Annotated in this window: 25 protein-coding genes; 24 read left to right on the top strand and 1 reads right to left on the bottom strand. The window is 58.3% G+C overall.

The genetic code is table 11. The features are described from left to right. Nucleotide 1: 1 nt before the first annotated feature. The 20 genes from WDN02_RS11485 to WDN02_RS11580 all read left to right on the top strand — a co-directional run bounded on the left by WDN02_RS11485 (nt 2) and on the right by WDN02_RS11580 (nt 16,822). The gene (locus WDN02_RS11485; RefSeq protein ID WP_337293619.1) at nt 2-1,249 is read left to right on the top strand and encodes a MotB family protein; all 1,248 of its coding nucleotides are present in this window, start codon (nt 2-4) and stop codon (nt 1,247-1,249) included. Continuing rightward, entirely contained in the window at nt 1,246-2,433 is a 1,188-nt protein-coding gene (locus tag WDN02_RS11490; protein WP_337293620.1) for a hypothetical protein, read from the top strand. The genes WDN02_RS11485 and WDN02_RS11490 overlap by 4 nt, the downstream gene beginning before the upstream one ends. Nucleotides 2,434-2,827: 394 nt before the next feature. After that, a complete protein-coding gene (locus tag WDN02_RS11495) occupies nt 2,828-4,120 on the top strand; it encodes a flagellar hook-length control protein FliK (protein WP_337293621.1) in 1,293 nt (430 codons plus the stop codon). After that, nucleotides 4,050-4,631, top strand: coding sequence for a transglycosylase SLT domain-containing protein (locus WDN02_RS11500; protein WP_337293622.1), 582 nt, complete (start codon nt 4,050-4,052; stop codon nt 4,629-4,631). The genes WDN02_RS11495 and WDN02_RS11500 overlap by 71 nt, the downstream gene beginning before the upstream one ends. 183 nt (nt 4,632-4,814) lie before the next feature. Next, on the top strand, nt 4,815-5,489 hold the full coding sequence (locus WDN02_RS11505; protein WP_337293623.1) for a response regulator transcription factor: 675 nt from the start codon (nt 4,815-4,817) through the stop codon (nt 5,487-5,489). 204 nt (nt 5,490-5,693) lie between these two features. Then, nucleotides 5,694-6,926, top strand: a complete 1,233-nt coding sequence (locus WDN02_RS11510) for a flagellar hook protein FlgE (RefSeq protein ID WP_337293624.1) — start codon at nt 5,694-5,696, stop codon at nt 6,924-6,926. Nucleotides 6,927-6,958: 32 nt separating this feature from the next. Beyond that, the gene (gene flgK / locus WDN02_RS11515) at nt 6,959-8,425 is read left to right on the top strand and encodes a flagellar hook-associated protein FlgK (protein WP_337293625.1); all 1,467 of its coding nucleotides are present in this window, start codon (nt 6,959-6,961) and stop codon (nt 8,423-8,425) included. Further along, nucleotides 8,422-9,465: a flagellar hook-associated family protein gene (locus tag WDN02_RS11520; protein ID WP_337293626.1), complete on the top strand. Its 1,044-nt coding sequence runs from the start codon at nt 8,422-8,424 to the stop codon at nt 9,463-9,465. Before flgK ends, WDN02_RS11520 begins: the two co-directional genes overlap by 4 nt. Nucleotides 9,466-9,496: 31 nt before the next feature. Beyond that, nucleotides 9,497-9,844, top strand: coding sequence for a flagellar biosynthesis regulator FlaF (gene flaF / locus WDN02_RS11525; RefSeq protein WP_337293627.1), 348 nt, complete (start codon nt 9,497-9,499; stop codon nt 9,842-9,844). A gap of 7 nt (nt 9,845-9,851) precedes the next feature. After that, complete coding sequence (gene flbT / locus WDN02_RS11530; protein WP_337293628.1) at nt 9,852-10,262, top strand: flagellar biosynthesis repressor FlbT; 411 nt, start codon at nt 9,852-9,854, stop codon at nt 10,260-10,262. 11 nt (nt 10,263-10,273) lie between these two features. Then, entirely contained in the window at nt 10,274-10,753 is a 480-nt protein-coding gene (gene flgD / locus WDN02_RS11535) for a flagellar hook assembly protein FlgD (RefSeq protein ID WP_337293629.1), read from the top strand. 2 nt (nt 10,754-10,755) lie between these two features. Further along, nucleotides 10,756-11,022, top strand: a complete 267-nt coding sequence (gene fliQ, locus WDN02_RS11540; protein WP_337293630.1) for a flagellar biosynthesis protein FliQ — start codon at nt 10,756-10,758, stop codon at nt 11,020-11,022. Nucleotides 11,023-11,049: 27 nt separating this feature from the next. After that, a complete protein-coding gene (gene flhA, locus WDN02_RS11545) occupies nt 11,050-13,152 on the top strand; it encodes a flagellar biosynthesis protein FlhA (protein WP_337293631.1) in 2,103 nt (700 codons plus the stop codon). After that, nucleotides 13,149-13,904, top strand: a complete 756-nt coding sequence (gene fliR / locus WDN02_RS11550) for a flagellar biosynthesis protein FliR (RefSeq protein ID WP_337293632.1) — start codon at nt 13,149-13,151, stop codon at nt 13,902-13,904. The genes flhA and fliR overlap by 4 nt, the downstream gene beginning before the upstream one ends. A 1-nt stretch (nt 13,905) precedes the next feature. Beyond that, nucleotides 13,906-14,304, top strand: a complete 399-nt coding sequence (locus WDN02_RS11555; RefSeq protein ID WP_337293633.1) for a hypothetical protein — start codon at nt 13,906-13,908, stop codon at nt 14,302-14,304. 59 nt (nt 14,305-14,363) lie between these two features. After that, a complete protein-coding gene (locus WDN02_RS11560) occupies nt 14,364-14,876 on the top strand; it encodes a hypothetical protein (protein ID WP_337293634.1) in 513 nt (170 codons plus the stop codon). 12 nt (nt 14,877-14,888) lie between these two features. Further along, nucleotides 14,889-15,320: a flagellar protein FlgN gene (locus WDN02_RS11565; RefSeq protein WP_337293635.1), complete on the top strand. Its 432-nt coding sequence runs from the start codon at nt 14,889-14,891 to the stop codon at nt 15,318-15,320. Beyond that, on the top strand, nt 15,317-15,766 hold the full coding sequence (locus WDN02_RS11570; RefSeq protein WP_337293636.1) for a hypothetical protein: 450 nt from the start codon (nt 15,317-15,319) through the stop codon (nt 15,764-15,766). The genes WDN02_RS11565 and WDN02_RS11570 overlap by 4 nt, the downstream gene beginning before the upstream one ends. Before the next feature lie 53 nt (nt 15,767-15,819). After that, complete coding sequence (locus WDN02_RS11575) at nt 15,820-16,233, top strand: hypothetical protein (protein ID WP_337293637.1); 414 nt, start codon at nt 15,820-15,822, stop codon at nt 16,231-16,233. 37 nt (nt 16,234-16,270) lie between these two features. Further along, nucleotides 16,271-16,822 (top strand): hypothetical protein, encoded by a 552-nt coding sequence (locus WDN02_RS11580; RefSeq protein ID WP_337293638.1) that lies wholly within the window; start codon nt 16,271-16,273, stop codon nt 16,820-16,822. A gap of 8 nt (nt 16,823-16,830) precedes the next feature. Here WDN02_RS11580 and WDN02_RS11585 read toward each other — a convergent pair whose 3' ends face one another. Continuing rightward, complete coding sequence (locus WDN02_RS11585) at nt 16,831-17,277, bottom strand: PilZ domain-containing protein (protein ID WP_337293639.1); 447 nt, start codon at nt 17,275-17,277, stop codon at nt 16,831-16,833. Nucleotides 17,278-17,449: 172 nt separating this feature from the next. Between WDN02_RS11585 and modA the strand changes: the two genes are divergently transcribed. From modA to ftsA, 4 genes are all read left to right on the top strand, one after another. Further along, complete coding sequence (gene modA / locus WDN02_RS11590; protein WP_337293640.1) at nt 17,450-18,247, top strand: molybdate ABC transporter substrate-binding protein; 798 nt, start codon at nt 17,450-17,452, stop codon at nt 18,245-18,247. A gap of 93 nt (nt 18,248-18,340) precedes the next feature. Then, nucleotides 18,341-19,264, top strand: coding sequence for a D-alanine--D-alanine ligase (locus tag WDN02_RS11595; RefSeq protein WP_337293641.1), 924 nt, complete (start codon nt 18,341-18,343; stop codon nt 19,262-19,264). After that, entirely contained in the window at nt 19,231-20,211 is a 981-nt protein-coding gene (locus tag WDN02_RS11600; RefSeq protein ID WP_337293642.1) for an FtsQ-type POTRA domain-containing protein, read from the top strand. The genes WDN02_RS11595 and WDN02_RS11600 overlap by 34 nt, the downstream gene beginning before the upstream one ends. Beyond that, nucleotides 20,208-21,515, top strand: a complete 1,308-nt coding sequence (gene ftsA, locus WDN02_RS11605) for a cell division protein FtsA (RefSeq protein ID WP_337293643.1) — start codon at nt 20,208-20,210, stop codon at nt 21,513-21,515. Before WDN02_RS11600 ends, ftsA begins: the two co-directional genes overlap by 4 nt. Nucleotides 21,516-21,551 lie beyond the last annotated feature (36 nt).

The raw sequence follows: 21,551 nt of genomic DNA on the forward strand, positions 1-21,551 counted from the left end.
CGTGGCCGACAACGAAAAGCATGAAATCGTGATCATCAAGCGCTCCAGGGCAAGCGCACACGAGCCACATGGGGGCGCGTGGAAGATCGCTTTTGCCGATTTCATGACGGCGATGATGGCGTTGTTCCTCGTGCTTTGGCTCGTCAACGCCACCAATACAAAAACAAAAGCGTCGCTCGCGCGTTACTTCAACCCGGTTGATCTTGTCGATATGTCGACTCACAAGCGCGGGTTACACGATCCCCACAGCGGGCCTGAAACTGATGGAGCCGCCGATGGGGCATCGTTCCCAAAGTCGGCGGACAAGGCGGCGAAAAAGAAAGGCAGCTCATCGGGGTTTGAAGATGGGGCGGCCGGCCCAAGCGATTCGAAGATCAATCAGGACGCCGTGGCGCGCACCGTCGAGCCGCCCCCGACGCATTCCGAAGAAGCGCTTTTTAGAGATCCTTACGCCGTGCTCGCCGAAATCGCGGCGTCCGGTTCAAGCGGCCAAGCCGCATCCGGGGAGCAGCTCGATCAGCAGGACAACGATTCGAGCGGGTTGACGACGGATACGTACGCCGATCCGTTCAAGCCGGCGGACAAGGCCGCTGAAATGGCGCCGGTTGCCACCACGCCGCCGCCGGCACCGCAAGCCGTCCCGCCGCCGCCCGTCTCAACGAGCAATGCGCCTGATAGCAAATCGGCGCCGGATACGTCCCATTCCGCTGCCATTGCAGCGTCTGCGGCGACTGTGCCCGCGAAAACTGACATCAAGAAGCAGCAGGCGCTCAGCGCCACACAGGTCCTCGCCCTGCAGCTTCAGCAGGAGATCGCCAAGCTCATCGGTCCTGCCGGGAAAGGTGCCGCAAAACCGGCAATCGAGGTGAAGGCGGTGGATGAAGGCGTGCTGATAAGTCTGACCGATCAAGCAAATTTCGCGATGTTTGCTATCGGCTCGGCCGAACCGCAGCCGAAGACGGTGCATATCATGGACAAGGTCGCGCGGGCGCTTAAGGGCCTTTCAGGCGACCTCATTGTCGGCGGATTTACGGACGGGCGGCCATATCGAACCGGCATCTATGACAACTGGCGGCTTTCGACGGCGCGTGCGCAGATGGCGTATTACATGCTCGTCCGCGGCGGCGTTGACCAAAAGCGCATCGTGCGAATCGAAGGCTACGCAGATCGTCGGCTGAAAGTGCCGAGTAAACCGCTGGCGGACGAAAACCGTCGCATCGAGATCTTCCTGAAAGAGGCCAAATCATGAGCCGGCGCGCCTTGGCCGCGATATGTTTGGCTTTTGCCTTCGCCGCAGGCCCCCTTTGCGCGGCACCATCGAAGCCGCCTTACGAACTCGTGCGCTCTTTGCATGCGCTGCAAGATCAGATTGTATTGGGCAATCGCACGGCGCGCATCGCTGTTTCCAGTCTTGCGGCCGAACTTGCGACTCGGCTGCTTTCTTACAATCCATCAGTGTGGCGCGAGCCGCGCAACGCGCGCGCAATTGTGACTTATGTTCTCAGCGGTGGCTCTCCGCGGGTCGCCGAGACGATACTCGCGAGTGGAGATTGCGCGCCGCAGGAAAAAACGCTTGTCGAGGCGGCGGTGGCTTATTCCGAGGGCCATGTCACAAGCGCAAGATCGCTTTTGGCAAATATCGATGCGCGCACGCTCGAGCCGATCGTGGGTGGTCATATCGCCCTGGCGCAGGCGGCGCTGGTCGCCAGCAAGGATCCATACAAGGCGATCGAACTTCTCGATGTCGCGCGGGTCCTGGCGCCTGGGACTCTTATAGAGGAAGCCGCCTTGCGGCGTGAGATATTCATTATCAATGCAACCGGAGACTTCGATCGTTTCATCAGCCTGTCCGGCGACTATATCCGGCGCTTTCGCAACTCGACATACGCTGACAATTTCCGCGAGCATTTTTCCGATGCAATTGCCCGGCTCAACATCGCGGGTGATTCGGACCAGCTTGCACAGATCGATGATGCTTTGAGCAGTTTGCCGCCCGACGATCAGTTGAAGCTTTATCTCATGATCGCCCGTGCCTCGATTCTGATGGGAAAAATCTCGGCTGCGGAGTTTGCAGCGGCGAAAGCGGAGAGCCTGGCCTCGCCCGATTCAACCGAGAGCGGCCGCGCACAACTTTACGATGGCGCAGCGCAAATCTTTACACCGCGCTACGCGCGTGGCGACGACATGCTCGATACGCTGAATGCCGCGCACCTTTCGCGCGAGGAAGTCGGCCTCAAGGATGCCGCGCAGTCGGTCTCGCAGCAAATTCATGAATGGCCGCAAGTCGACGCAAGGCAGCCTTTGGACAGCGCGGGGGCGCAGCCCCTGCCGCAGCAACTTAAGGCCGTCATCCAAAGCAGCGACGCGACGATGGATGCCGCGCAAAAGGCGCTTGCCGAAAGCGACAGTTTGGAGGCGACTAGCCATGAATAATATCAGCGGCTTTTCCAACGCTCTTCTTACGACCTCTCAGCTTCCGACTTCAGACCCGACAAGCGGAAGCGATCCCGCTGCATCGGACCAACAATCAGACGCGTTTGGGGACGTGTTGGCAGGATTGTCCCAGCAGAGCGATAATCAGCAGGCTTCCACCCGCGCCCCAAATGGGGGCGGGTGGAAGGCGCTCGGCGGCGATATATTTCCCGACGCCAGCAACGGATCGGCGGATCAGGGTAATTCTTTTGGCGTTGGCGGATCTCTCGGTGAAGCCACCGACGAAAAATCCGCGCAAACGCGCGCACTCCACCAAAATCTAGCCCAATTGTCGCTATCAAGCGGGAAGCTCGCAAATAGCGAAGCTCCATCGAATTCGCCCTATGGCGCGCAGATGAAGACCAGAAATCCGGCGCTGCCGGGCCAGTCCACCTCAGCCAATACGGGCGCTCAGGTGCGGTCGTTGTCCGGCGTGGCAATTGGCAGCGCCGCCGCATCGCTCATTTCGCGTCAGGCTGGCGTGGAGGATGGCGCGGACATTCCGGCTTCGGTATCCGGTTCAACCAATCTGGCAGCCAAGAATACCGGCGATATCGTGGGCAAAAGCGGCACACCGTCCTCCGCTATCCCGCAACCGCCAGCAAAAATCCCGGCCAATGTTCAGACGCCGGCATTCCTCGCAAGCCAGCGGCAGCAGGCCGCTGAGGCGGGTGCAAATACCGGGAAGCCAGGGCGGCCAGATTCGCTTGCCTCTTCGGTCGCGTCTGGCATCGATGAACATGCAACTCAAAGCGTCGCCTCTTCTTCGCCTACGAGTGCAGATCGTCGGCGACGCGTCGAGAGCGACACGGGGCAAACGCCGGCTGGACCGAATCTCGACGCGCAAATGGCCGGTGCGGCGATGGCCGCTGTGATTCCCGCCGTGCCATTTGCCGCATCAAGCCCTGGTTTGCAGGCTCCTCCTGCCTCCGCGCACGGACTGCCGGGCGTGAATGTTGATCCGGCTAAAGCGACCTTGGCTGCGCTCGATGCCGAGCCCGCGCATGAGGATCACGAGCATTCGGCGCCCATCAAGGTCGATGCCGTCTCGCATACAACGCATTTCACGCCGGTCGCGTGGCTTTCGCCGTCGCAACAGGTCGTCAATGCGGTAAGTTCCACTTTGCCGACGGAATCAACTGCGGAAGTGGAAGGCGGGGCGTCCACGCCCGCGGACGTTAATAGTCTTGCCGAGACAGCACGGCCGTCGTCTGTATCCCTCAAGACGCTCAATCTGCAGCTCGATCCTCAAGATCTCGGCGCGGTCAGCATCAGGCTCAATTTGTCGGCGACCGGCCTGACTGTCGAAGTTCAGGCGAGCCAGATTGGCACCGCTGATCTCCTCGAGAAAGACAGGCGAGCGCTCACGGACGGACTCAATGGTGCGGGCTACACCGTATCAGGTGTTGAAATCAGCTTCGCACCCTCAAGTGGGGCGACGACGGGCTTTACTGATCAAGGTTTAGCGCAGAATTTTTCTGGTCAGAGCTTGGGCAGCGATTCGCAGGGCAATGGCGGGTCGCAGACTCAAGATGGTGGCACCAGCGACTCCTTCTCACGCCAAAATCCCAAACAAGATGGCCATGGCACTCCGGAAACGGCACGGTCTGCGGCTCAGCGTTCTGCTGGCTCTGGCCTTTATATCTAACGGCGCGGCCGCGGCCTCCCAATCCCTCGTCTGCGAGCGCGAGATGACTCGCGCCTCGGCAAAATACGGTGTTCCGCTCGGCGTTCTTTACGCTGTCGGCCTGACGGAGACTGGCCGGCGCGGCACGCTCAGTCCTTTCGCGCTGAACATCGAAGGGCCGTCTGTGTTTCCGCAAACGCTCGACGAAGCCCTCCAGCAATTTGCCGATGCGCAGCACCGGGGCGTGAAGCTGATCGATATCGGCTGTATGCAGATCAACCATCATTATCACGGCAGTCATTTCGCCTCGGTGGCGGAGATGTTCGATCCGCATGCCAATGTCGACTACGCCGCCCGTTACCTCCGGGATTTGAAAGAGCAGGAAGGCAGTTGGACCCTGGCCGCAGCGCGCTATCACGCTGGCCCCGATAACGATCCGGCGCAGAAACAATATGTCTGCGAAGTCATCGCCAATATGGTTGCGAGCGGCTTCGGAACCTGGACGGATTCGGCGCGCACCTTTTGCCGCTGATGCAACGCGAGTTGCAGGAGAGTCACGTCCGCAAGTGGTATTGAGTCTTTTAAATCACACGCCCCTCTCCAAATTGAATCCGCGACGGTCCGAAGTCTCAAAACGCGACAGTATTGTTTGACGACACTTAAGACTTAGCTAACAGTAAATAAGGGCTAAACAACTGATTCGGGGGGCGATTCCGTGCTGGTAATCGTGGATGAGCGGGACATGGTAACTGCGGGTTATGCATGTCGCTTCGATAGTGAGGGCGTATCCGCAGCCAGATTTTGCACCGATGAATTCCGGGAATGGGTTCAGACGGTCGCAGATACGGATCTTTATGCGGTCGAAGCTTTTTTACTGGGTGATTGTCGCGACCGCGAAGGGCTACCAAAAATGATCCGCGAGCGTTCCCGCGCGCCGGTTATCGCAATGAATGAGGCGCCGTCGCTCGAGCAGACGCTTAGTCTCTTTGCGGCGGGCGTTGACGATGTCGTCCGCAAGCCGATTCATGTTCGTGAGATTCTTGCTCGTGTAGGTGCGATCCGACGACGACTCGAAGTGGAGCAGGATCACGCCATCGTCGGCGAGATGCGCGTTTTCTTTGACGGGCGCGATCCGGAGATCAAGGGCAGCATTTTGCCGTTGCCGCGCCGCGAGCGGCGCATTCTCGAATATCTGGTCGCCAATCGCGGTCGCCGCGTGAGCAAGGCGCAGATCTTTAATTCGATCTACGGCATTTTTGACGACAACGTTGAAGAGAATGTTGTCGAAAGTCACATCAGCAAGTTGCGCAAGAAATTGCGCCGCCATCTTGGCTACGATCCAATCAATTCGGTGCGCTATCTGGGCTATCGCCTCGCTGAGGCCCAATAGTTGGCGTGACGCCATGGCGTGTTCCATGCGTTGAAATATGACGCCTCTGATTTTCTGTTAAATGACAAGCGATGTGCCGGGAAGCGATTACGTTTCCCGGCACATTTGCGTTTGTTTCGTTGTTTCGCGGCGATGTGCGTTTCGCGCAAGCCCCGCACAAGTCGCTAGCCTTTTAATCAGTTCAGACGAGCAGGAGAAACGGCGATGAGTCTTTTTAGTGCGTTGATGGCGAGCGTGTCGGGCATGAACGCTCAGGCGAATGCGCTTTCGACTATCTCGGATAACATCGCGAACGCGAATACCGTGGGCTACAAAGAAGCCTCGACGCAGTTCGAGGATATGCTCAACGAATTCAGCCCTAACGAATACGACGCGGGCGGCGTCGGCACGGTCGTCAACTACAGTATCTCGCAGCAAGGCGATCCGACTGCGACCAGCGATTCGACCAATATGGCGATCGAGGGCAATGGCTTTTTTGTCGTCCAGAACGCGAGTGGCCAGACATTCCTGACCCGCACCGGCTCCTTTGAGCCAGATGCGCAGGGCAATCTCGTCAACGCGTCGGGCTATACTTTGATGGGCTATCCGCCGGTTCCTTCGCCGCCCAGCTATTCCCCAAATGATCTGGTGCCGGTGCAAATTTCGACGTCGAGCCTTTCGCCCGCGGTGGCGTCAACCTCTGCGACATTGACGGGCAATCTCGATTCGTCGTCGGCAACCGTCGCCGCGGCTGATCTGCCGTCCGCCACTCCCCCCGGTTCTGGCTTCACCAGCATGACGCCGGTCACAACCTATGACAGTCTCGGCAACCCCACGACCCTGAACGTCTACATGTCAAATATGGGGGGCGGTCAATGGGAGATGGACGTCTACAATTCCGCGGGCACCCCAAGTGGGCCGCCAGGAGCGCCGTTGAAGACGCAGGATCTGCAATTCAGCACGACGACGGGCGCGTTGCAGACGCCGACAACGCCCGTATCGGTTACGGTCAATGGTCAGGCAATCGCGTTCGACCCGTCCAAGCTGACGCAGCTCGCTTCATCAACCTCCGTCCAGGGTTCCGCTAACGGCAATCCCCCGGGGACTTATGAAAGCGTCTCGGTCTCTCAGGATGGCGTTCTGTCCGAGACCTTTTCCAACGGTGTGACCACGCCAATTTATCAAATTCCACTCGCGACGGTGCCGGCGGTCAATGCGATGACTTCGATGGCCGGCGATGTGTTCGAGCCGAATTCAGACTCCGGCAAGATGCAGCTTGGCGGCGCCAACAACAATGGCTTCGGCTCGATCAACGGATCGGAAGAAGAAACCTCGACTGTCGACCTGGCGACCGAACTCACCAACATGGTCGTGACTCAGAACAGCTACCAGGCCAATTCGAAAGCATTCTCCGTCGGCTCGGACATGCTGAGCGAGTTGGTCAATCTTCTGAAATAATCGTCGCTTCCCTCTGATCTTGAGTTCGTGCCATGAATCTCACGACTGCCACGAATATCGCCCAGCAGGCTTTGTCGACGGTCTCAGCCGAATCCGCGACCGTTTCGCGCAATATCAATGGCGTGAACATTCCTGGGTTCGCGCAGAAGCTTGCGAATGTCATATCGACCTACGACGGGGGGTCCGAGGTTGTTTCGGTCACGAACGCGCAAAATCAGGCGCTGTTCGGCAATGTTCTCGGGGCGACATCTGCGTCGGCGACCCAGGCGGCAATCTCGAATGGGCTCACCTCGTTGCTGGCAATTGTCGGTGAGCCCGGCTCCGATACGTCGCCGGCGGAGCAACTCAGTGATCTCACCAACGCAATCCAGCAATATGAGGCGTCGCCCTCGAGTAGTAGCCTCGCAACGGCCGCGGTGACTGCCGCACAAAAGCTGGCGGGTACGCTGAACAGCGCGACGGCGACAGTGCAGCAGGTCCGCGAACAAGCCGATACGCAGATGGCTTCGTCGGTTTCGTCGATCAATTCTCTGTTAACGCAATTTCAGAATGTCAATCAGCAGATCGTCACCGGCACGGCCACCGGAGCGGATGTCACCGATTTGCAGGACACCCGGAACTCGATTCTCACGCAACTCTCACAGCAAATCGGCATCACCACCTCGACCGGCGCCAACGGCGAAATGTCGGTCTATACCGACAGCGGCGTCGCGCTTGACCAGGGCGGCACCGTGAGCAGTGTGACGTTCCAGCCGACGCAAACGTACACGGCAGGAACGACTGGCAATGCCGTTTATATCGATGGGATTCCGGTGACCGGAAGCTCGTCCACAATGCCGATTCAATCCGGCGCGCTGGCTGGCCTCGCGACGCTTCGTGATGACGTCACTGTGACCTATCAGGCGCAGCTCGACCAGACGGCAAGCGGGCTCATCAGTGCCTTCAGCGAGACGAACCCGGCAAATTCAAGCGATACGGAGGCGGGGCTCTTCACGAATGGCGCGAGTACGGCGTTGCCAACTTCCGCGCAAGTAACGGGTCTCGCCGGCACGATTGCCGTCAATGCGGCGGTCGATCCGAGCCAGAGTGGCAATCCAGAGTTGTTGGGCAATGGTATCAATTTCAATTTCAACACGTCGGATCAGGGCAGCTTCGATACGCAGCTTGAGCAATATCTGACCAATCTTTCCGCCAACCAGACCTTCTCCAGCGCTGGTCAGATCGGCACGACCAATACGCTTGAGGGATATGCAACGGCATCGGTAAGTTGGCTGGATACCGAACAACAGCAAGTCACGTCCGAGAGCGCCTTTCAGAGCACGTTGCTCTCGACATCGACGACGGCGCTCTCGAATTCGACGGGTATCAATCTCGACGACGAGATGTCGCAAATGCTTGACCTCGAAAACTCCTATTCCGCGTCAGCGAAATTGCTGACAACGATTAATGACATGTTCGCCGATCTGGCGAACGCAGTTGACCAGGCGACCAGCGCATGAGCTCGTACATCTCATCTTATTCGATTTCTACGGCGTTGCGTCAGTCCATTCTCTCGGAGCAGACCAACTTGGCGCAAGCGCAACAAGAGGTCTCGACCGGGGATTACGCAGATGTCGGTCTCGCCCTTGGCGCGGACGCGGGGCAGGACATCGATTTGCGTAACCAGGAATCGCTGCTCAAGACGTTTACGACGACAAATAATCTGGCGGCGACAAATCTGAGCAGCATACAAAACGTGCTTACTGAGCTTCAGACAAGCGCCCAGAGTATGGTGACGGATTTAACTGGCGCAACCGGTCAAAACGGAGTCGGTGCGACCTTGCAAGAGCAGGCACAAAGTGCGCTGCAGCAACTTATCGCGGGGCTCAACACGAATTCGGGCGGAAATTATCTTTTCGGCGGCACGAATAGCTCGGTTGCGCCGATCACTGACTATTATGCTTCTGGTTCGGCGAACCAAGCGGCCGTCAATTCCGCGTTCTCGTCTTCTTTCGGCTTTTCGCAAAGCGATCCCGGCGTCGCAAATATAACGGCGAGCCAGATGCAGAGCTTCCTGGGCGGCCAGTTCTCATCGCTCTTCCAGGGTTCGAGCTGGACATCAGACTGGTCGTCGGCGAGCAATACTGAAACGACAAGCGAAATCTCGCCTTCGCAAACCGTTGACACGTCAGTCAGCGCCAACAATCCGGCCTTCCAGGATATTGCGCAGGCCTACACGATGCTCGCCAGTGTTGGTACGCAGAATTTGAGCAGCTCGACGTTGCAGACTGTCATGACGAATGCCGAAAATCTTTTGAACACCGGCCTCACGGCTTTGACGAATGTGCAAGCCGGCGTGGGCACCGCCCAGAGCGACATTACGTCGGCCAATAATCAGATGTCAGTCGAAATGAATGTTCTGAATACGCAGATCGGCAATCTTGAGGGCGTCAATCCTTTCGACGCGACGACTGAAGTGACAAATCTGCAAACGCAGATCGAAACTTCTTACGAGCTGACATCGCAACTTTCACAGCTGAGCTTGGTGAAATACCTCTAACCCGCGTTCTTAGGAAGGGCGATCAGCAACCATGTATCAGTTCTCTTACCAAGAGATAATGGAAGGCAACACGCAAGATGCGCGCGCGCGAGAGCGGCAGGCCATGCAGCGTGCGATCGAATTGCTGGAACTCGGCCAGCAAAGGGGCGTCAGGTCGATGGAGGCCGCGGAAGCGCTGAACTATCTGAACAGGCTGTGGCATCTTTTCATCGATGATTTAGCCAGGCCGGAAAACGATCTGCCCAACGCCTTGCGCGCCGAGCTGATTTCAATCGGTATTTGGATCACAAATGAAATCAATCGCATGCGACTCGGCAAGACCGAGAATTTCGGTGGTTTGATCGAGATTTGTACGATCATCCGCGACGGTTTGAATTGAGGCGACGATGCGAATTTCACTTCGCGCAGGCGAGCGTCTCTACATCAACGGCGCGGTCGTGCTTGTTGATCGCAAGGTGTCCATTGAATTGCTCAATGATGCGACGTTTCTGCTGGAAGCCCATGTGATGAATGTCGGTGATGTGACCACGCCGCTCCGGCAGCTCTATTTCATCACGCAGATCATGCTGATGAATCCAGCGGATACGCCCGCGGCGGCGGAAATGTTCGCGCAAGCTATCAGGAATAATCGGAAGTTATTCGCCGAACCGCGAATTTTGGCCGGCCTCGATTCGGCCGAGCAGTTCGTCTCGGAAGATCGGAAGTTCGACGCGTTGAAGACCATTCGCACATTGCTGCCGATCGAGGCTGAGGTTCTTTGCGTCGGCGAAGGCCCAATCGCCGGAGCGGCAGCTTAAGGAGACCGCCTATGTCAGTCGATCCAACATCTCCAACTTCGCCGACCCAGAATTCATCCAATTCTTCGCAGCAGCCGCAATCTGCCGCGGCTTCGGCGACGGTCAATTACAATCAATTTCTGCAATTGCTTGTCGCCGAATTGCAGAACCAGGATCCGACGAGCCCAACGGATCCGACCCAGTACATGAGCCAGTTGGCGTCGTTCTCGCAAGTTGAGCAGCAAATCGACACCAATTCGAAGCTCGATACGATGCTGACATCGAACGCGCTTTCGCAGGCCGAACAGATGATCGGGCAGACAATAACCTCACCCGACGGTTCCACAAAGGGCACGGTCGAATCCGTCAATCTCAATTCCAGTGGCGGCACGACCGCGACGTTGACCGATGGCAGCACGGTGACGTTGACGACCGGCAGCAGTGCGGCGAACACGACGACCTTGAGCGACGGCACACAGTTCGAGTTGCCGAGCGGCTTGACGATCAACTGATCATGAATGAGGCCGACGCGCTTGAGCTTTCCCGTGAGGCCATCTGGACTGTGCTTGTCATGTCCGGGCCTGCGGTTTGTTCGGCCATGCTTGTTGGTATTGCCATCGCGCTGTTTCAGGCGCTGACACAAATTCAAGAATCGACGTTGACGTTCGTGCCGAAGATACTCGTCGTTCTTGCGGCGTTAACGGTCACGGCGTCCTTTGTCGGCGGACAGATGTATGTCTTCACCGAACACGTCTATTCGCGAATCGAAAAGGGCTATTGAGCGCGGCGCGCGATCGGCAGGTGAGTTATGGCGGGGGTAGTGGCGGAAGCGCAACTGGCGCAACTGGCGCCGGAGCGCAAGGGTAACATTCGGGAGGTCGGCTTTGCTGTCGGCATCCTTGCGATTCTCTCCGTCTTCTTTCTACCCATCCCGCCCTTCATCATCGATATCGGGCTTGCATTTTCTATCGCGCTTGCCGTCCTCATTCTCATGGTCGCGCTGTGGATTCAGCGGCCGCTTGATTTTTCGTCATTTCCAACTGTGTTGCTTGTCGCGACGCTATTGCGGCTGTCGCTGAACATTGCCACGACACGGCTCATTCTTTCAAACGGGCCGGAGGGTACTTCCGCGGCAGGCTATGTCATCGGCGGTTTTTCCCGGCTCGTCATGGGCGGCGATTTCGTCATCGGGCTCATCGTCTTTGCGATCCTCGTCACCGTCAATTTTGTCGTCATCACCAAAGGCGCGACGCGTATCGCGGAAGTCGGCGCGCGTTTCACACTTGACGCCATCCCCGGAAAACAAATGGCGATCGACGCCGATCTCTCATCGGGAACGATCGATGAAAAGGAGGCGCAGCGTCGTCGTCGCGAACTTGAAGAGGAAAGCTCCTTCTTTGGTTCGATGGACGGTGCGTCCAAGTTCGTGCGTGGTGACGCAATCGCGGGCCTCATTATTCTTGCGGTCAACATTTTCGGCGGCATCATCATCGGCGCGACCCGCTATGATATGCCTTTGTCGCAGGCCACGGATGTTTTCACAAAGCTCTCCGTCGGTGACGGCCTCGTCACGCAAATTCCGGCCCTGATCATCTCGCTGGCGGCCGGTCTTCTCGTCTCGAAAGGTGGGACGCGTGGCTCGGCCGAGCAGGCGGTACTCGGCCAGTTGGTTAAATACCCGCGTGCGCTCTTCGTGGCCGGCGGGTTGATGTTTGTACTTGGCGTTATTCCGGGGCTGCCGTTCGTCCCGTTTGCCTTGCTGGGCAGTCTCATGGCGTTCGCCGGCTATACAATCCCTGCGCGCCTCGCGCGGCAGGCGGCGGTGGACAGTGCGTCGGCCGCGGCGGCGGAACAAAAGGCGCTGAAGGAAGCGCGTGAATCCGTCAAGGAATCGTTGAAGTCAGTGGAGATCGAGCTTTGTCTCGGCAAGCAGCTTTCCTCGCGCATGCTCGCGGCGCAAGGCGAACTCATGCATCGCGTCACCAAGATGCGCCGAAAGTTCGCCCAGCAATATGGCTTCGTTGTTCCGGAGATCAAGGTTTCCGATAACCTTATGGTGCCGGCGAAAAATTATCAGATCAAAATTCACGGCACAGTCGTGGCGTCGTTCACGATGATGGTCGGCCACCTGCTGGTCGTTGTGGGCGACGGCCGCAGGCCGGACCTGCCCGGCGAGGAGGTGCGTGAACCTGCTTTCGGCATGAAGGCGATGTGGGTTTCTGAAGCCTATGCGGGAGAGCTCAAGCGCCAGGGGTTCGAATCGATCGACGTGATGTCGGTTCTGCTCACGCATCTGAGCGAGGTCATTCGCAATAATCTCTCGCAATTGCTTTCTTACAAGGACATGCGTGCGCTGTTCGATCGGCTTGGGCCCGAATACAAGCGGTTGCTTGACGATATCTGTCCTTCGCAAATTTCCTATTCCGGCCTGCAGGCGGTCCTCAAGCTTCTGCTTGCAGAGCGAGTCTCTATCCGCAATTTGCAATTGATCCTTGAAGCCATCGCCGAGATTGCGCCGCACGTGCGTCGTGCCGAGCAGGTGACGGAACACGTGCGGATGCGAATTGCGCAACAGATTTGCGGCGATCTCCTCGACAATGGCACGTTGAAAGTGCTGCGGCTCGGCAATCGCTGGGACTTGGCTTTCCACCAAAGCCTGAAACGCGATGCAAAGGGCGATGTGATCGAGTTTGACCTCGACCCCGGCATGGTCGAACAATTCGGCAACGAGGCGTCGATCGCGATCCGCGATCGAATGGACAAGGGACATGTCTTTGTCCTCGTTACGACGCCGGAAGCGCGGCCTTACGTGCGCATGGTGATTGAGCGGCTGTTTGCAACATTGCCGGTTCTCTCGCATCTGGAGATCGCCCGCGGCGTCGAGATCAAGTCGCTCGGAACAATCTCGTGATCTGGACTGGATCGAACGCGGTTTTGACGGCGTTCCTTCTTTTCTGCCGCATCTCCGGGTGCCTCATGCTGATGCCAGGATTTTCAAGTCCGCGTGTCCCGGTCACCGTGCGGCTCTTTCTGTGCGTTGCGATCAGTCTGGCTTTGACGCCATTCCTTGGCGAAACGATCGGGAAGATCGTCGGTAACGCTTCGGCATTTGCGCTCGTAAAGCTCATCGTTTCGGAAACGCTCATCGGCAGCTTGATCGGTCTTATGGGACGTATTTTTTTTGCGGCGCTCGAAACGCTCGGCACGTCGATCGCGATGCAGATCGGTCTCGCCAACGCGCTGGGCGTCTCGGTGGAGGATAGCGAGTCCACGCCGTCGATCGCCGACTTCCTGATCTTCCTTGCGACGACCTTGCTCTTCGTCACCGATCAGCACCTGGAAGTTATACGCGGCCTTGTCGCGTCTTACCGCACGCTTCCGGTCGCCTCCGGATTTGGCCCCCAATTTGGACTTATCCAGGTTGCCGACACGCTGTCGAAGGCATTCTTTCTCAGTCTGAGAGTCGCGAGTCCGTTCATTTTGTTCGGCATTGTCTTCAATCTCGCTGTCGGGGTCGCCAACAAGCTCACGCCGCAGATCCAAGTCTATTTCATTGCGACGCCATTTGCCGTGGCCGGCGGCTTGTTCCTCTTTTACTTCACCTTCAAAGAGGTGCTTGGGCTTTTCATGGCGGGGTTCTCGAATTGGCTGGCGGGCGGTTGAGATGCCGAAGAGACTTGAGACGCTGCGTCGGATCGCGAGCTTGCAAAATGACCTCCGCAAGACCGGCGAAATTAAGCTCGCGACGCTTCAGCGTCAGCGGCTTAGCGCGGAAGCGACCGAGGCGCGGCTTGTCTCATACCTCGACGAGAATCATGTCTACACGCCTGCCTACATGAAAACTCTTGCCGATAAACTGCAGGCCGTCGGCCGCGCCAAGCGCCGGCTGGCACTAGAGATCGAAGATCAGGCGAAAGTTCTGCTCGAACGCCGACGGCAAACGAAGCAGGTGGAGCGCGCACTCGAAACCGCGACTGAAGACACGCGTCGTCTCGATGAGCGCCGCGATCTGGCCGCGACGATTGAAGCGGAGTTGAACCGCAAAGGCGCAAGCCTCCGGTAAGCCAGCTAGCTCATCTTCTTCATACAGTTCGTCGGACTGTGCCCAAAGGGGATGCGTGCGTGTCAATCAAACCGCCTTCCGATATTCTTCTCGACGTTGCACGAGCCGCCGATCCAGCGAAATCGACGGCGGCGGTGGAGCGGCTGACGCGTCTCGGAGCGGACGGCGCCGTCGATGATGTTCAATTCCGCGACGTTTTGGGCAAGGTCAACGCGCCGCGGTCGTCCCTTCCGGCTATCGCTGAGCCGCGGTTTGCCAATACGCAGCCTGAAAAGGTGAAAGAAACGGCGCAGACGAAGGCCTATCAGGGCTTTACCGCGCTGCTCCTCGAAAACCTCGTCGACAACATGATGCCCGACGATGACGACGGCTTTTTCGGTTCCGAAACCGGCGCCGGTGTGTGGCGTTCTATGCTCGCCCAGGAATTGGGGACGAGTCTGTCGAAGACCGTCGATCTGGGCATCGGCTCCAAACACGTAAAGTCCGCTCACGCGCGGCATGGCTGGCACCCGCATGAGGAGCTGCAAGCTTCGCTCGGGGTATTGCCTGTCGCCACCGCCAAACATTCATGATGAGCGCCGGCAATGATGGAATTCACAAAAATTAAGCTGCCGAGGCGAACGGGCAATGCAGCCGTAACCGATGTGGCGCGCGTTCAGGCGCTGCGGGAGGCATTTTCGCAGACGGTCGAACGCATCGAACGTCTTGTCGATCTTGAGACCGCGACGCTTGAGCAATACCGCCCCATCGATTTTTCCGAGTTCAACCATCGCAAGAGCCACGCGATATTGGAATTGAGCCGTTCGCTCCGCGCACTCGGCTCGGAAGCGCACGATGACAGCGCGCGGGGGATGCTTGAACGCTTGGGCGGCAAACTAGAGCGCAATCTCGCAACGCTCGAAATTCACCTTAAGGCGGTGCGCCAGGTTTGTGCCGTCATCTCCCGTGCGATCCAGTCAGAAGAATCTGACGGCACATATTCTTCGTCGATCAATCGCAGGTACGAGCAATCATGATCAAGCTGATTGCGAGCTGCGTTTGGATCTGCTTGCTGACGTCGGCCGCCGCCTACGCTGCGATTTTCGTGAGTGGATTCCATGCCGTCGCACCGCCCCCAAAAGAACAATCGTCTCCGGCGATGGAATATAAGAAACTGCCGCCGATCTCTATCCCGATGATCGCTGACGGCGCTGTGCAAGGCTATGTCGTCGCCGAACTCGGCTATACCTACGATCAGAACGCGAAGGCACCGATTCCTCCGGACGCCTATCTCCTCGATGAGACGTTTCGCAAAGTTTATTCCGACACCACGATCGATTTCCGTCACCTCGAAAAATACGACGTGAACGGAATGACCAAAGATCTGGCGCGTCGCGTCAATGAACGCCTCCACGCCGCCGTCGTCAAAGACGTGCTGGTGCAGGCGATGAACTTCGTTCCCAAGAGCGACATACCGAAGTGAGAGTCGAACGGTCCGCTTAAGAGGGATTCAAATTTTGAAAGATGGAGGGGCAAATGGCTTTTGATCGATTGACCTGGATCGGATTCATGGTTGTGGCGTTCGGCTGGGCGCTGTTGTTATCGGGCGCGCCGACGTTGCAAATCTTCGCGGCGGCAATCGGACATAAGATGCCGTTCGATATGCCTGTCATTGCGCAGGCGACGATTTTGAGCGGCTTCGGTCTCGCGATCCTTGGCGCTCTGCAGACTGGCTTCAGCGCCCTGAAGAATTTTTTCGATACGGTGCTGGAGCGAACCTCGCGGCCTGGTGAAGCGGTCAGCAAAAAGCCCGTCACCAAAGTCGTCGAGCGCGGCCGCTTGAAGGACCGTCCTTATATCCTGTTTGGCGATGGCTCGATCGAAGTCGAGACGCTGCTCGGCCAGCGCCGCTTTGCCTCGTTCAAGGATGCGCGTGAATTCATCGGATAACAGACCCTAGATCGGCGGTGGCGCTATGGCTTCCTCCATGCGGAACAAATCGGCGAAGATTGCGGACAAGGGAGATGGCGCGACAACGGCGCCGCCTCTCTTGCAGCAGGCTGCGGCGCGGCTTGGATGGGGCTCGATCGTCGACGGCTTACTTGGCGGCGTCGGCGGCGCCACGGCGGTCGTTTGCGCGAGCTTCGCAATTTATATGAGTGCCCATCCGCGGCCCGCATTCAATGGTCTTGAGCATCTGATGATTTTTGCCCAGCCCAATTACCAGGACCCGGCATCTGTCGCAGAGGTCGCGCCGCCGGCTGATCGAAAAGGCATCGATTATATAGCGACCGGCACCATTCATGCGGCACGCGCTAGCGCGCCCCCGCCCTCCATAGATTTCGATGTGCCCCTCGTCAGTAATTACAGGTTGCATTACGTTCGCGACGGTGAGGCGCTCATCGTTGGCAAAGACGATGCGGTTTACCGCGTCGGACTTGGGACGATGGTGCCGGGCGTGGGGCGCGTTATCGCAATCGAGCGGCGGGGCGACCAATGGGTCGTGGTCACGCCGCGCGGGTTGATCGTCGCGCGCTGATCTGGAGCTTAGACGACGTAGAGCTTTTTACGCAGCGCGGTGATTTGCGCGAGCGTAAGGGCTTCGGGCTTTTCTTCCAGAAAAGTCACGCCGACATTCTGGCCGCGTTGCCAAATGATCTTGGCGTCAACAAGCTCGCCGTCGGTATCGCTGAAAAGGCGAAACCGCCGGGGCGCTTTGACCTTCGCGGCCAGGATGAGGCGCGCACCATGCGCCGAGCGATTGTGGATCTGACAGTCGATGAGAAATTTATTGGTGAGGTCGAGGATCTTGCCTGAGTGCAAGCGTGTCCGGTGGCGCCCTTCGGCACGTTTATCGGCGTTCTTTTGCTTGGGTTCGTGCCTGGGTTCGAGAACGCGATACGTCACTTCGCCCGGCCTTGTGCGCGGATCGTCCACTTTGACGGCTTCGATCAGCGGCGCATCGGCAGCCCGGAAATCAGATGGCGAAGGCATTGGCTACTCAGAATACGCACCGATGCGGCATTCGGCAGACGCAGGGCCGCAGGTTATTTCGCGTCACAAGCTATGTAAGCTTGTGCATAGTTCATTATTGCACAGGGCGCGTTAATCATTGCATAAAGCCGGAGGTTTCGGCGTGCCGCCGACCGCAATTCTGAGGGAAGACATGTCTATTTCCATCCGACGGATCATGGCTTTTTGTGCGATCGGGGTCTCCATCCTGGGCACGGGACACGGGGCATCGGCGCAGGCAAACGGGAAGGTTGTCGTCTTCGCCGCGGCCAGCCTGGCGACCGCTCTCAATGCGATCCAACCGATTTTTGCCAAGGACACGGGCAAGACAGTCATCTTCTCCTATGGCTCCTCGGGCGTGCTGGCGAAGCAGATCGAGCAGGGCGCGCCGGCCGACGTTTTCATTTCGGCGGACACCAAATGGGTCGATTACCTGCAAAAGAAAAATCTTCTCGCAAAAGGAACGCGGCGCGACCTTCTGGGCAACGATCTCGTTCTGGTCGAGCCGGCCGGAAGCGATACGAGTCTTAAGATCAAGCCGGGCTTCGATCTCGCGAAAGCAACTGGCGACGGCAAGATCGCCGTTTGCACAATCGCCTCTTGCCCCGCTGGCATCTACGCCAAAGACGCGTTCACCAAGCTTGGCGTCTGGAGCGCGGTCGAGCCGAAATTGGCGCAGGCCAATAATGTTCGCGATGCATTGGCGCTCGTTGCGCGGGGCGAAGCCAAATTTGGCGTCGTCTACAAAACGGACGCGAAGGCCGAGCCGAAAGTTCGTGTTGTCGATGTTTTTTCCGCCGACAGCCACGCGCCCATCGTCTATCCTGTTACCATTCTGGCAAGCTCGAAGAACGCGGACGCGGCGACGTTTGAGGCATTCCTAAGCTCGCAGGCGGCGGTGAAAGTCCTGACCGGGCAGGGGTTCAAGTTTTTGTCGAAGCCGTCCGAGTAAATCATGGTTAAAAAAGTGTTTTTTCGTTTCAATCTGAAAGAGCCGCATATCGGCTTTCAGCGGAATATCCAGCGGTAACTTTCGGAAATATCAATGAAAAAGCACATTGCCGTCTTGATGGGCGGGATTTCCGCTGAGCGAGGCGTGTCGCTAAATTCGGGAACCGCTTGCGCCAAGGCGCTGGCGGAACAGGGGTTTCAGGTCACCGAGGTCGATGTCGATCGAAACGTCGGGCAGGTTCTCGCTGATCTCAAGCCCGATGTCGCTTTCAATGCGCTTCATGGCCCATTCGGCGAGGACGGAATCATTCAGGGCGTCCTCGAAATGCTCGGGATTCCCTATACCCATTCCGGCGTGCTCGCCTCTGCACTGGCGATGCGAAAAGATCGCGCCAAAGACGTCTTGAAGGCGGCCGGTCTGCCGGTCGCCGAAAGCCGGACGGTCGATCGTCTGACCGCCGCCAAGACGCATGTTCTTCCGCCGCCCTATGTGGTGAAGCCGCTGGCCGAGGGCTCTTCATTTGGGGTTCTCATCGTCAAGGAAGATCGGCTTCATCCGCCACAAGAGTTAACGCGGGAGGACTGGCTTTATGGCGAGGAGGTCCTCGTTGAGCGTTATGTCGCAGGCCGTGAACTGACCTGCGCGGTCATCGACGGCAAAGCCTATGATGTCATTGAAATCAAAGCCTCGGACGGCGGTTGGTACGATTACAACGCCAAATACGCCGCTGGGGGATCGGTTCACGAACTTCCGGCAAATCTTAAAGAAAATATTTACCACTTTGTTCAAGAGTCGACGCTCAAGGCGCACAAGGCGCTTGGGTGTCGCGGTGTAAGCCGTGCTGACTTCCGTTATGACGACCGCCCCGGAGGTACGGGCGAAATCGTCATTCTTGAGGTCAACACGCAGCCCGGCATGACCGCCACGTCGCTTGTGCCCGAAATCGCCGCGTATGCCGGCCTGACATTCGGTGAGCTCGTCAAATGGATGGTGGAAGACGCCTCCTGCGACCGGTGAGGGAGGCCTTCGAAGGCTTCCAACCCTCCGCTCCGGTCCATGCGGGAGTTGTCCATATAGCGCCGGCGCTGGTTTTCAGCGCTGATTACGGCCGCCGTGCCTCTGGCCGGCGTGTGTCGTCTTCGGCGAACCGCGTCCTCGCACTTTTCATTGTGCCGGGTGTGGGCACGCTTGTCGCGTTGCTGCTGTTCATCGGAGTCGGACTCTATGGTGCATGGCTTGGCGGTGAATATTCCACTTTCGTTACGGCCGAAGGCAGTGTGCCGGATTATGCCGCCCGGGTCGCAGGCTTCGCCATTCGGACCATCACGATCTCCGGCGCACACGCTTTGACCGAGCAGGAAGTCATTACCGCGAGCGGCGTTGGCCCGAAGAATTCATTGCCGTTCCTTGACGTTCAGGCGGTGCGCGCACGTCTCAGGGCACTGCCCATGGTCAAGGACGCGAGCATCACCAAGCTCTTCCCCGGTCACGTTGTCATCGATGTTGAGGAGCGCAAACCCTACGCGCTCTGGCAGATGGATGGCACGGTGAAGATCGTCGCCGTGGATGGCACGGCAATAGATACTTATGACGACCAGCGTTTTGCGGCTTTGCCGCTCGTCGTCGGCACCGGTGCCAATGCGCGGCTTGACGAATATGTCGCGCTGCTTGATGCAGCCGGTGATCTGCGGACGCGGATCAAGGCCGGAATTCTCGTCGCCCAAAGGCGCTGGACGTTAAAGATCGACAATCAGGTCGAAGTCGCGCTGCCGGAAATCGGCGCCGCCGCGGCGATTGCCGAACTTGCCCGGATGCAGCGCGAGGATCACATCCTCGACAAGGACATCTTGTCGGTCGACCTGCGTGTTCCGGGCCGGATGTTTATCCGGCTGTCGGAAAATGCCGCGGCTGAACGTGCCGCCGCTCTGGCGCAGAAATCCAAATTGAAAGGCGCGCGGACATGAGCCTGCCGCCGCGTATGCGGGCGCTTTCCGCGCGTAAAACCGCCATCCTGTCGGCACTCGATATCGGCACATCGAAAGTCGTGTGCCTGATCGCGCGGCTCGATCCTATCGAGGCGCCTGAGGCGTTGCGCGGGCGCACGCATCGCTGCCGGGTTCTCGGCATTGGCCATCAGCGTTCGGCCGGGCTGAAAGGCGGCGTAATCGTCGACCTTGAGGCCGCGGAAGGCGCGATCCGGCGTGCGGTCGATGCGGCTGAGCGCATGGCCGGTGTTCAGGTCGAAAGCGTCATCGTCAATAATACCGGCGGCCGGATCGGTTCGCAGCATTATCAGGCTTCGGTCCGCATCGGTGACCGCGCTGTCACGGAATCCGACGTGCATCGGGTGCTCGAAGCCTGCGCCACACGAACGATGGCACAGGGCAATGCCGTCCTTCATTCATTGCCGACCGGCTTCACCCTTGGCGACATGCGCAACGTCCGCGATCCGAAGGGGATGATGAGCGACGAGCTCAGCGCCGATATGCATGTCGTCAGCGGCGACGCGACGGTGGTGCGCAATCTGATGCTCGCGGTCGAGCGCTGCCATCTCGTGGTTGAGGCCGTTGTTGCTACGCCCTATGCCGCGGGCCTTGCCGCATTGGTTGACGACGAAGTCGAACTCGGCACGACCGTTATCGATATGGGCGGCGGCACGACCTCGGTCGGAGTCTTCTTCGGCGGCGGACTCGTCCATGTCGATGCACTGGCGCTTGGCGGCAATCATGTTACGATGGATATCGCACGTGGTTTGAATACAAGGCTTGCAGACGCCGAACGTCTCAAGACGCTTTACGGCGCTTGTATCGCTTCGGTCTCCGACGAGCGCGAAACGATTGCGGTGACGCTGGCGGGTGACGACGGCGATCAGCCGACCCATGTGCCAAAATCGCAACTGGTGCGAATAATTCGTCCGCGCGTCGAAGAAATTTTGGAGCTTGTACGTGACCGCCTGAAGAAAGCCGGCTTTCCGGCGACCTCGGCCTCTCGTTTCATTCTGACGGGTGGCGCGAGTCAGATGACAGGCATGACGGAAGCGGCAAAGCGCATACTTTCAGGTCAAATTCGTGTCGGCAGGCCATTGGGAATTCAGGGACTTCCGGAGTCGGCGAAGAGCCCTAGCTTCTCTGCGTCTGTTGGTCTGCTGGTCTATCCGCAGGCTGCGAAGATCGAATATTTCCGTCCGCGTCGGCGCGCGGCGGAATCTGCGGACGGCACAAACGGTTACTTCGCCCGCGTAGGGCAATGGTTGAGAGAAAGTTTTTAGTTGGTATGAAGAAGAACGATTAAGCGCGGCGGCTGA

The organism is Methylovirgula sp., from assembly GCF_037200945.1.
GTDB lineage: Bacteria > Pseudomonadota > Alphaproteobacteria > Rhizobiales > Beijerinckiaceae > Methylovirgula.

Bases quoted from the DNA above. Each gene is read 5' to 3' on its own strand.
- WDN02_RS11510 (WP_337293624.1), top strand. From the start codon at position 5,694: ATGAGTCTTTTTAGTGCGTTGATGGCGAGCGTGTCGGGCATGAACGCT.
- WDN02_RS11555 (WP_337293633.1), top strand. From the start codon at position 13,906: ATGCCGAAGAGACTTGAGACGCTGCGTCGGATCGCGAGCTTGCAAAAT.
- WDN02_RS11520 (WP_337293626.1), top strand. From the start codon at position 8,422: ATGAGCTCGTACATCTCATCTTATTCGATTTCTACGGCGTTGCGTCAG.
- ftsA (WP_337293643.1), top strand. From the start codon at position 20,208: ATGAGCCTGCCGCCGCGTATGCGGGCGCTTTCCGCGCGTAAAACCGCC.
- flaF (WP_337293627.1), top strand. From the start codon at position 9,497: ATGTATCAGTTCTCTTACCAAGAGATAATGGAAGGCAACACGCAAGAT.
- flgD (WP_337293629.1), top strand. From the start codon at position 10,274: ATGTCAGTCGATCCAACATCTCCAACTTCGCCGACCCAGAATTCATCC.
- WDN02_RS11495 (WP_337293621.1), top strand. From the start codon at position 2,828: ATGAAGACCAGAAATCCGGCGCTGCCGGGCCAGTCCACCTCAGCCAAT.
- flhA (WP_337293631.1), top strand. From the start codon at position 11,050: ATGGCGGGGGTAGTGGCGGAAGCGCAACTGGCGCAACTGGCGCCGGAG.
- flgK (WP_337293625.1), top strand. From the start codon at position 6,959: ATGAATCTCACGACTGCCACGAATATCGCCCAGCAGGCTTTGTCGACG.
- WDN02_RS11600 (WP_337293642.1), top strand. From the start codon at position 19,231: ATGGATGGTGGAAGACGCCTCCTGCGACCGGTGAGGGAGGCCTTCGAA.
- WDN02_RS11570 (WP_337293636.1), top strand. From the start codon at position 15,317: ATGATCAAGCTGATTGCGAGCTGCGTTTGGATCTGCTTGCTGACGTCG.
- WDN02_RS11575 (WP_337293637.1), top strand. From the start codon at position 15,820: ATGGCTTTTGATCGATTGACCTGGATCGGATTCATGGTTGTGGCGTTC.
- fliQ (WP_337293630.1), top strand. From the start codon at position 10,756: ATGAATGAGGCCGACGCGCTTGAGCTTTCCCGTGAGGCCATCTGGACT.
- WDN02_RS11580 (WP_337293638.1), top strand. From the start codon at position 16,271: ATGCGGAACAAATCGGCGAAGATTGCGGACAAGGGAGATGGCGCGACA.
- modA (WP_337293640.1), top strand. From the start codon at position 17,450: ATGTCTATTTCCATCCGACGGATCATGGCTTTTTGTGCGATCGGGGTC.
- flbT (WP_337293628.1), top strand. From the start codon at position 9,852: ATGCGAATTTCACTTCGCGCAGGCGAGCGTCTCTACATCAACGGCGCG.
- WDN02_RS11565 (WP_337293635.1), top strand. From the start codon at position 14,889: ATGATGGAATTCACAAAAATTAAGCTGCCGAGGCGAACGGGCAATGCA.
- WDN02_RS11500 (WP_337293622.1), top strand. From the start codon at position 4,050: ATGGCCATGGCACTCCGGAAACGGCACGGTCTGCGGCTCAGCGTTCTG.
- WDN02_RS11595 (WP_337293641.1), top strand. From the start codon at position 18,341: ATGAAAAAGCACATTGCCGTCTTGATGGGCGGGATTTCCGCTGAGCGA.
- WDN02_RS11490 (WP_337293620.1), top strand. From the start codon at position 1,246: ATGAGCCGGCGCGCCTTGGCCGCGATATGTTTGGCTTTTGCCTTCGCC.
- WDN02_RS11585 (WP_337293639.1), bottom strand. From the start codon at position 17,277: ATGCCTTCGCCATCTGATTTCCGGGCTGCCGATGCGCCGCTGATCGAA.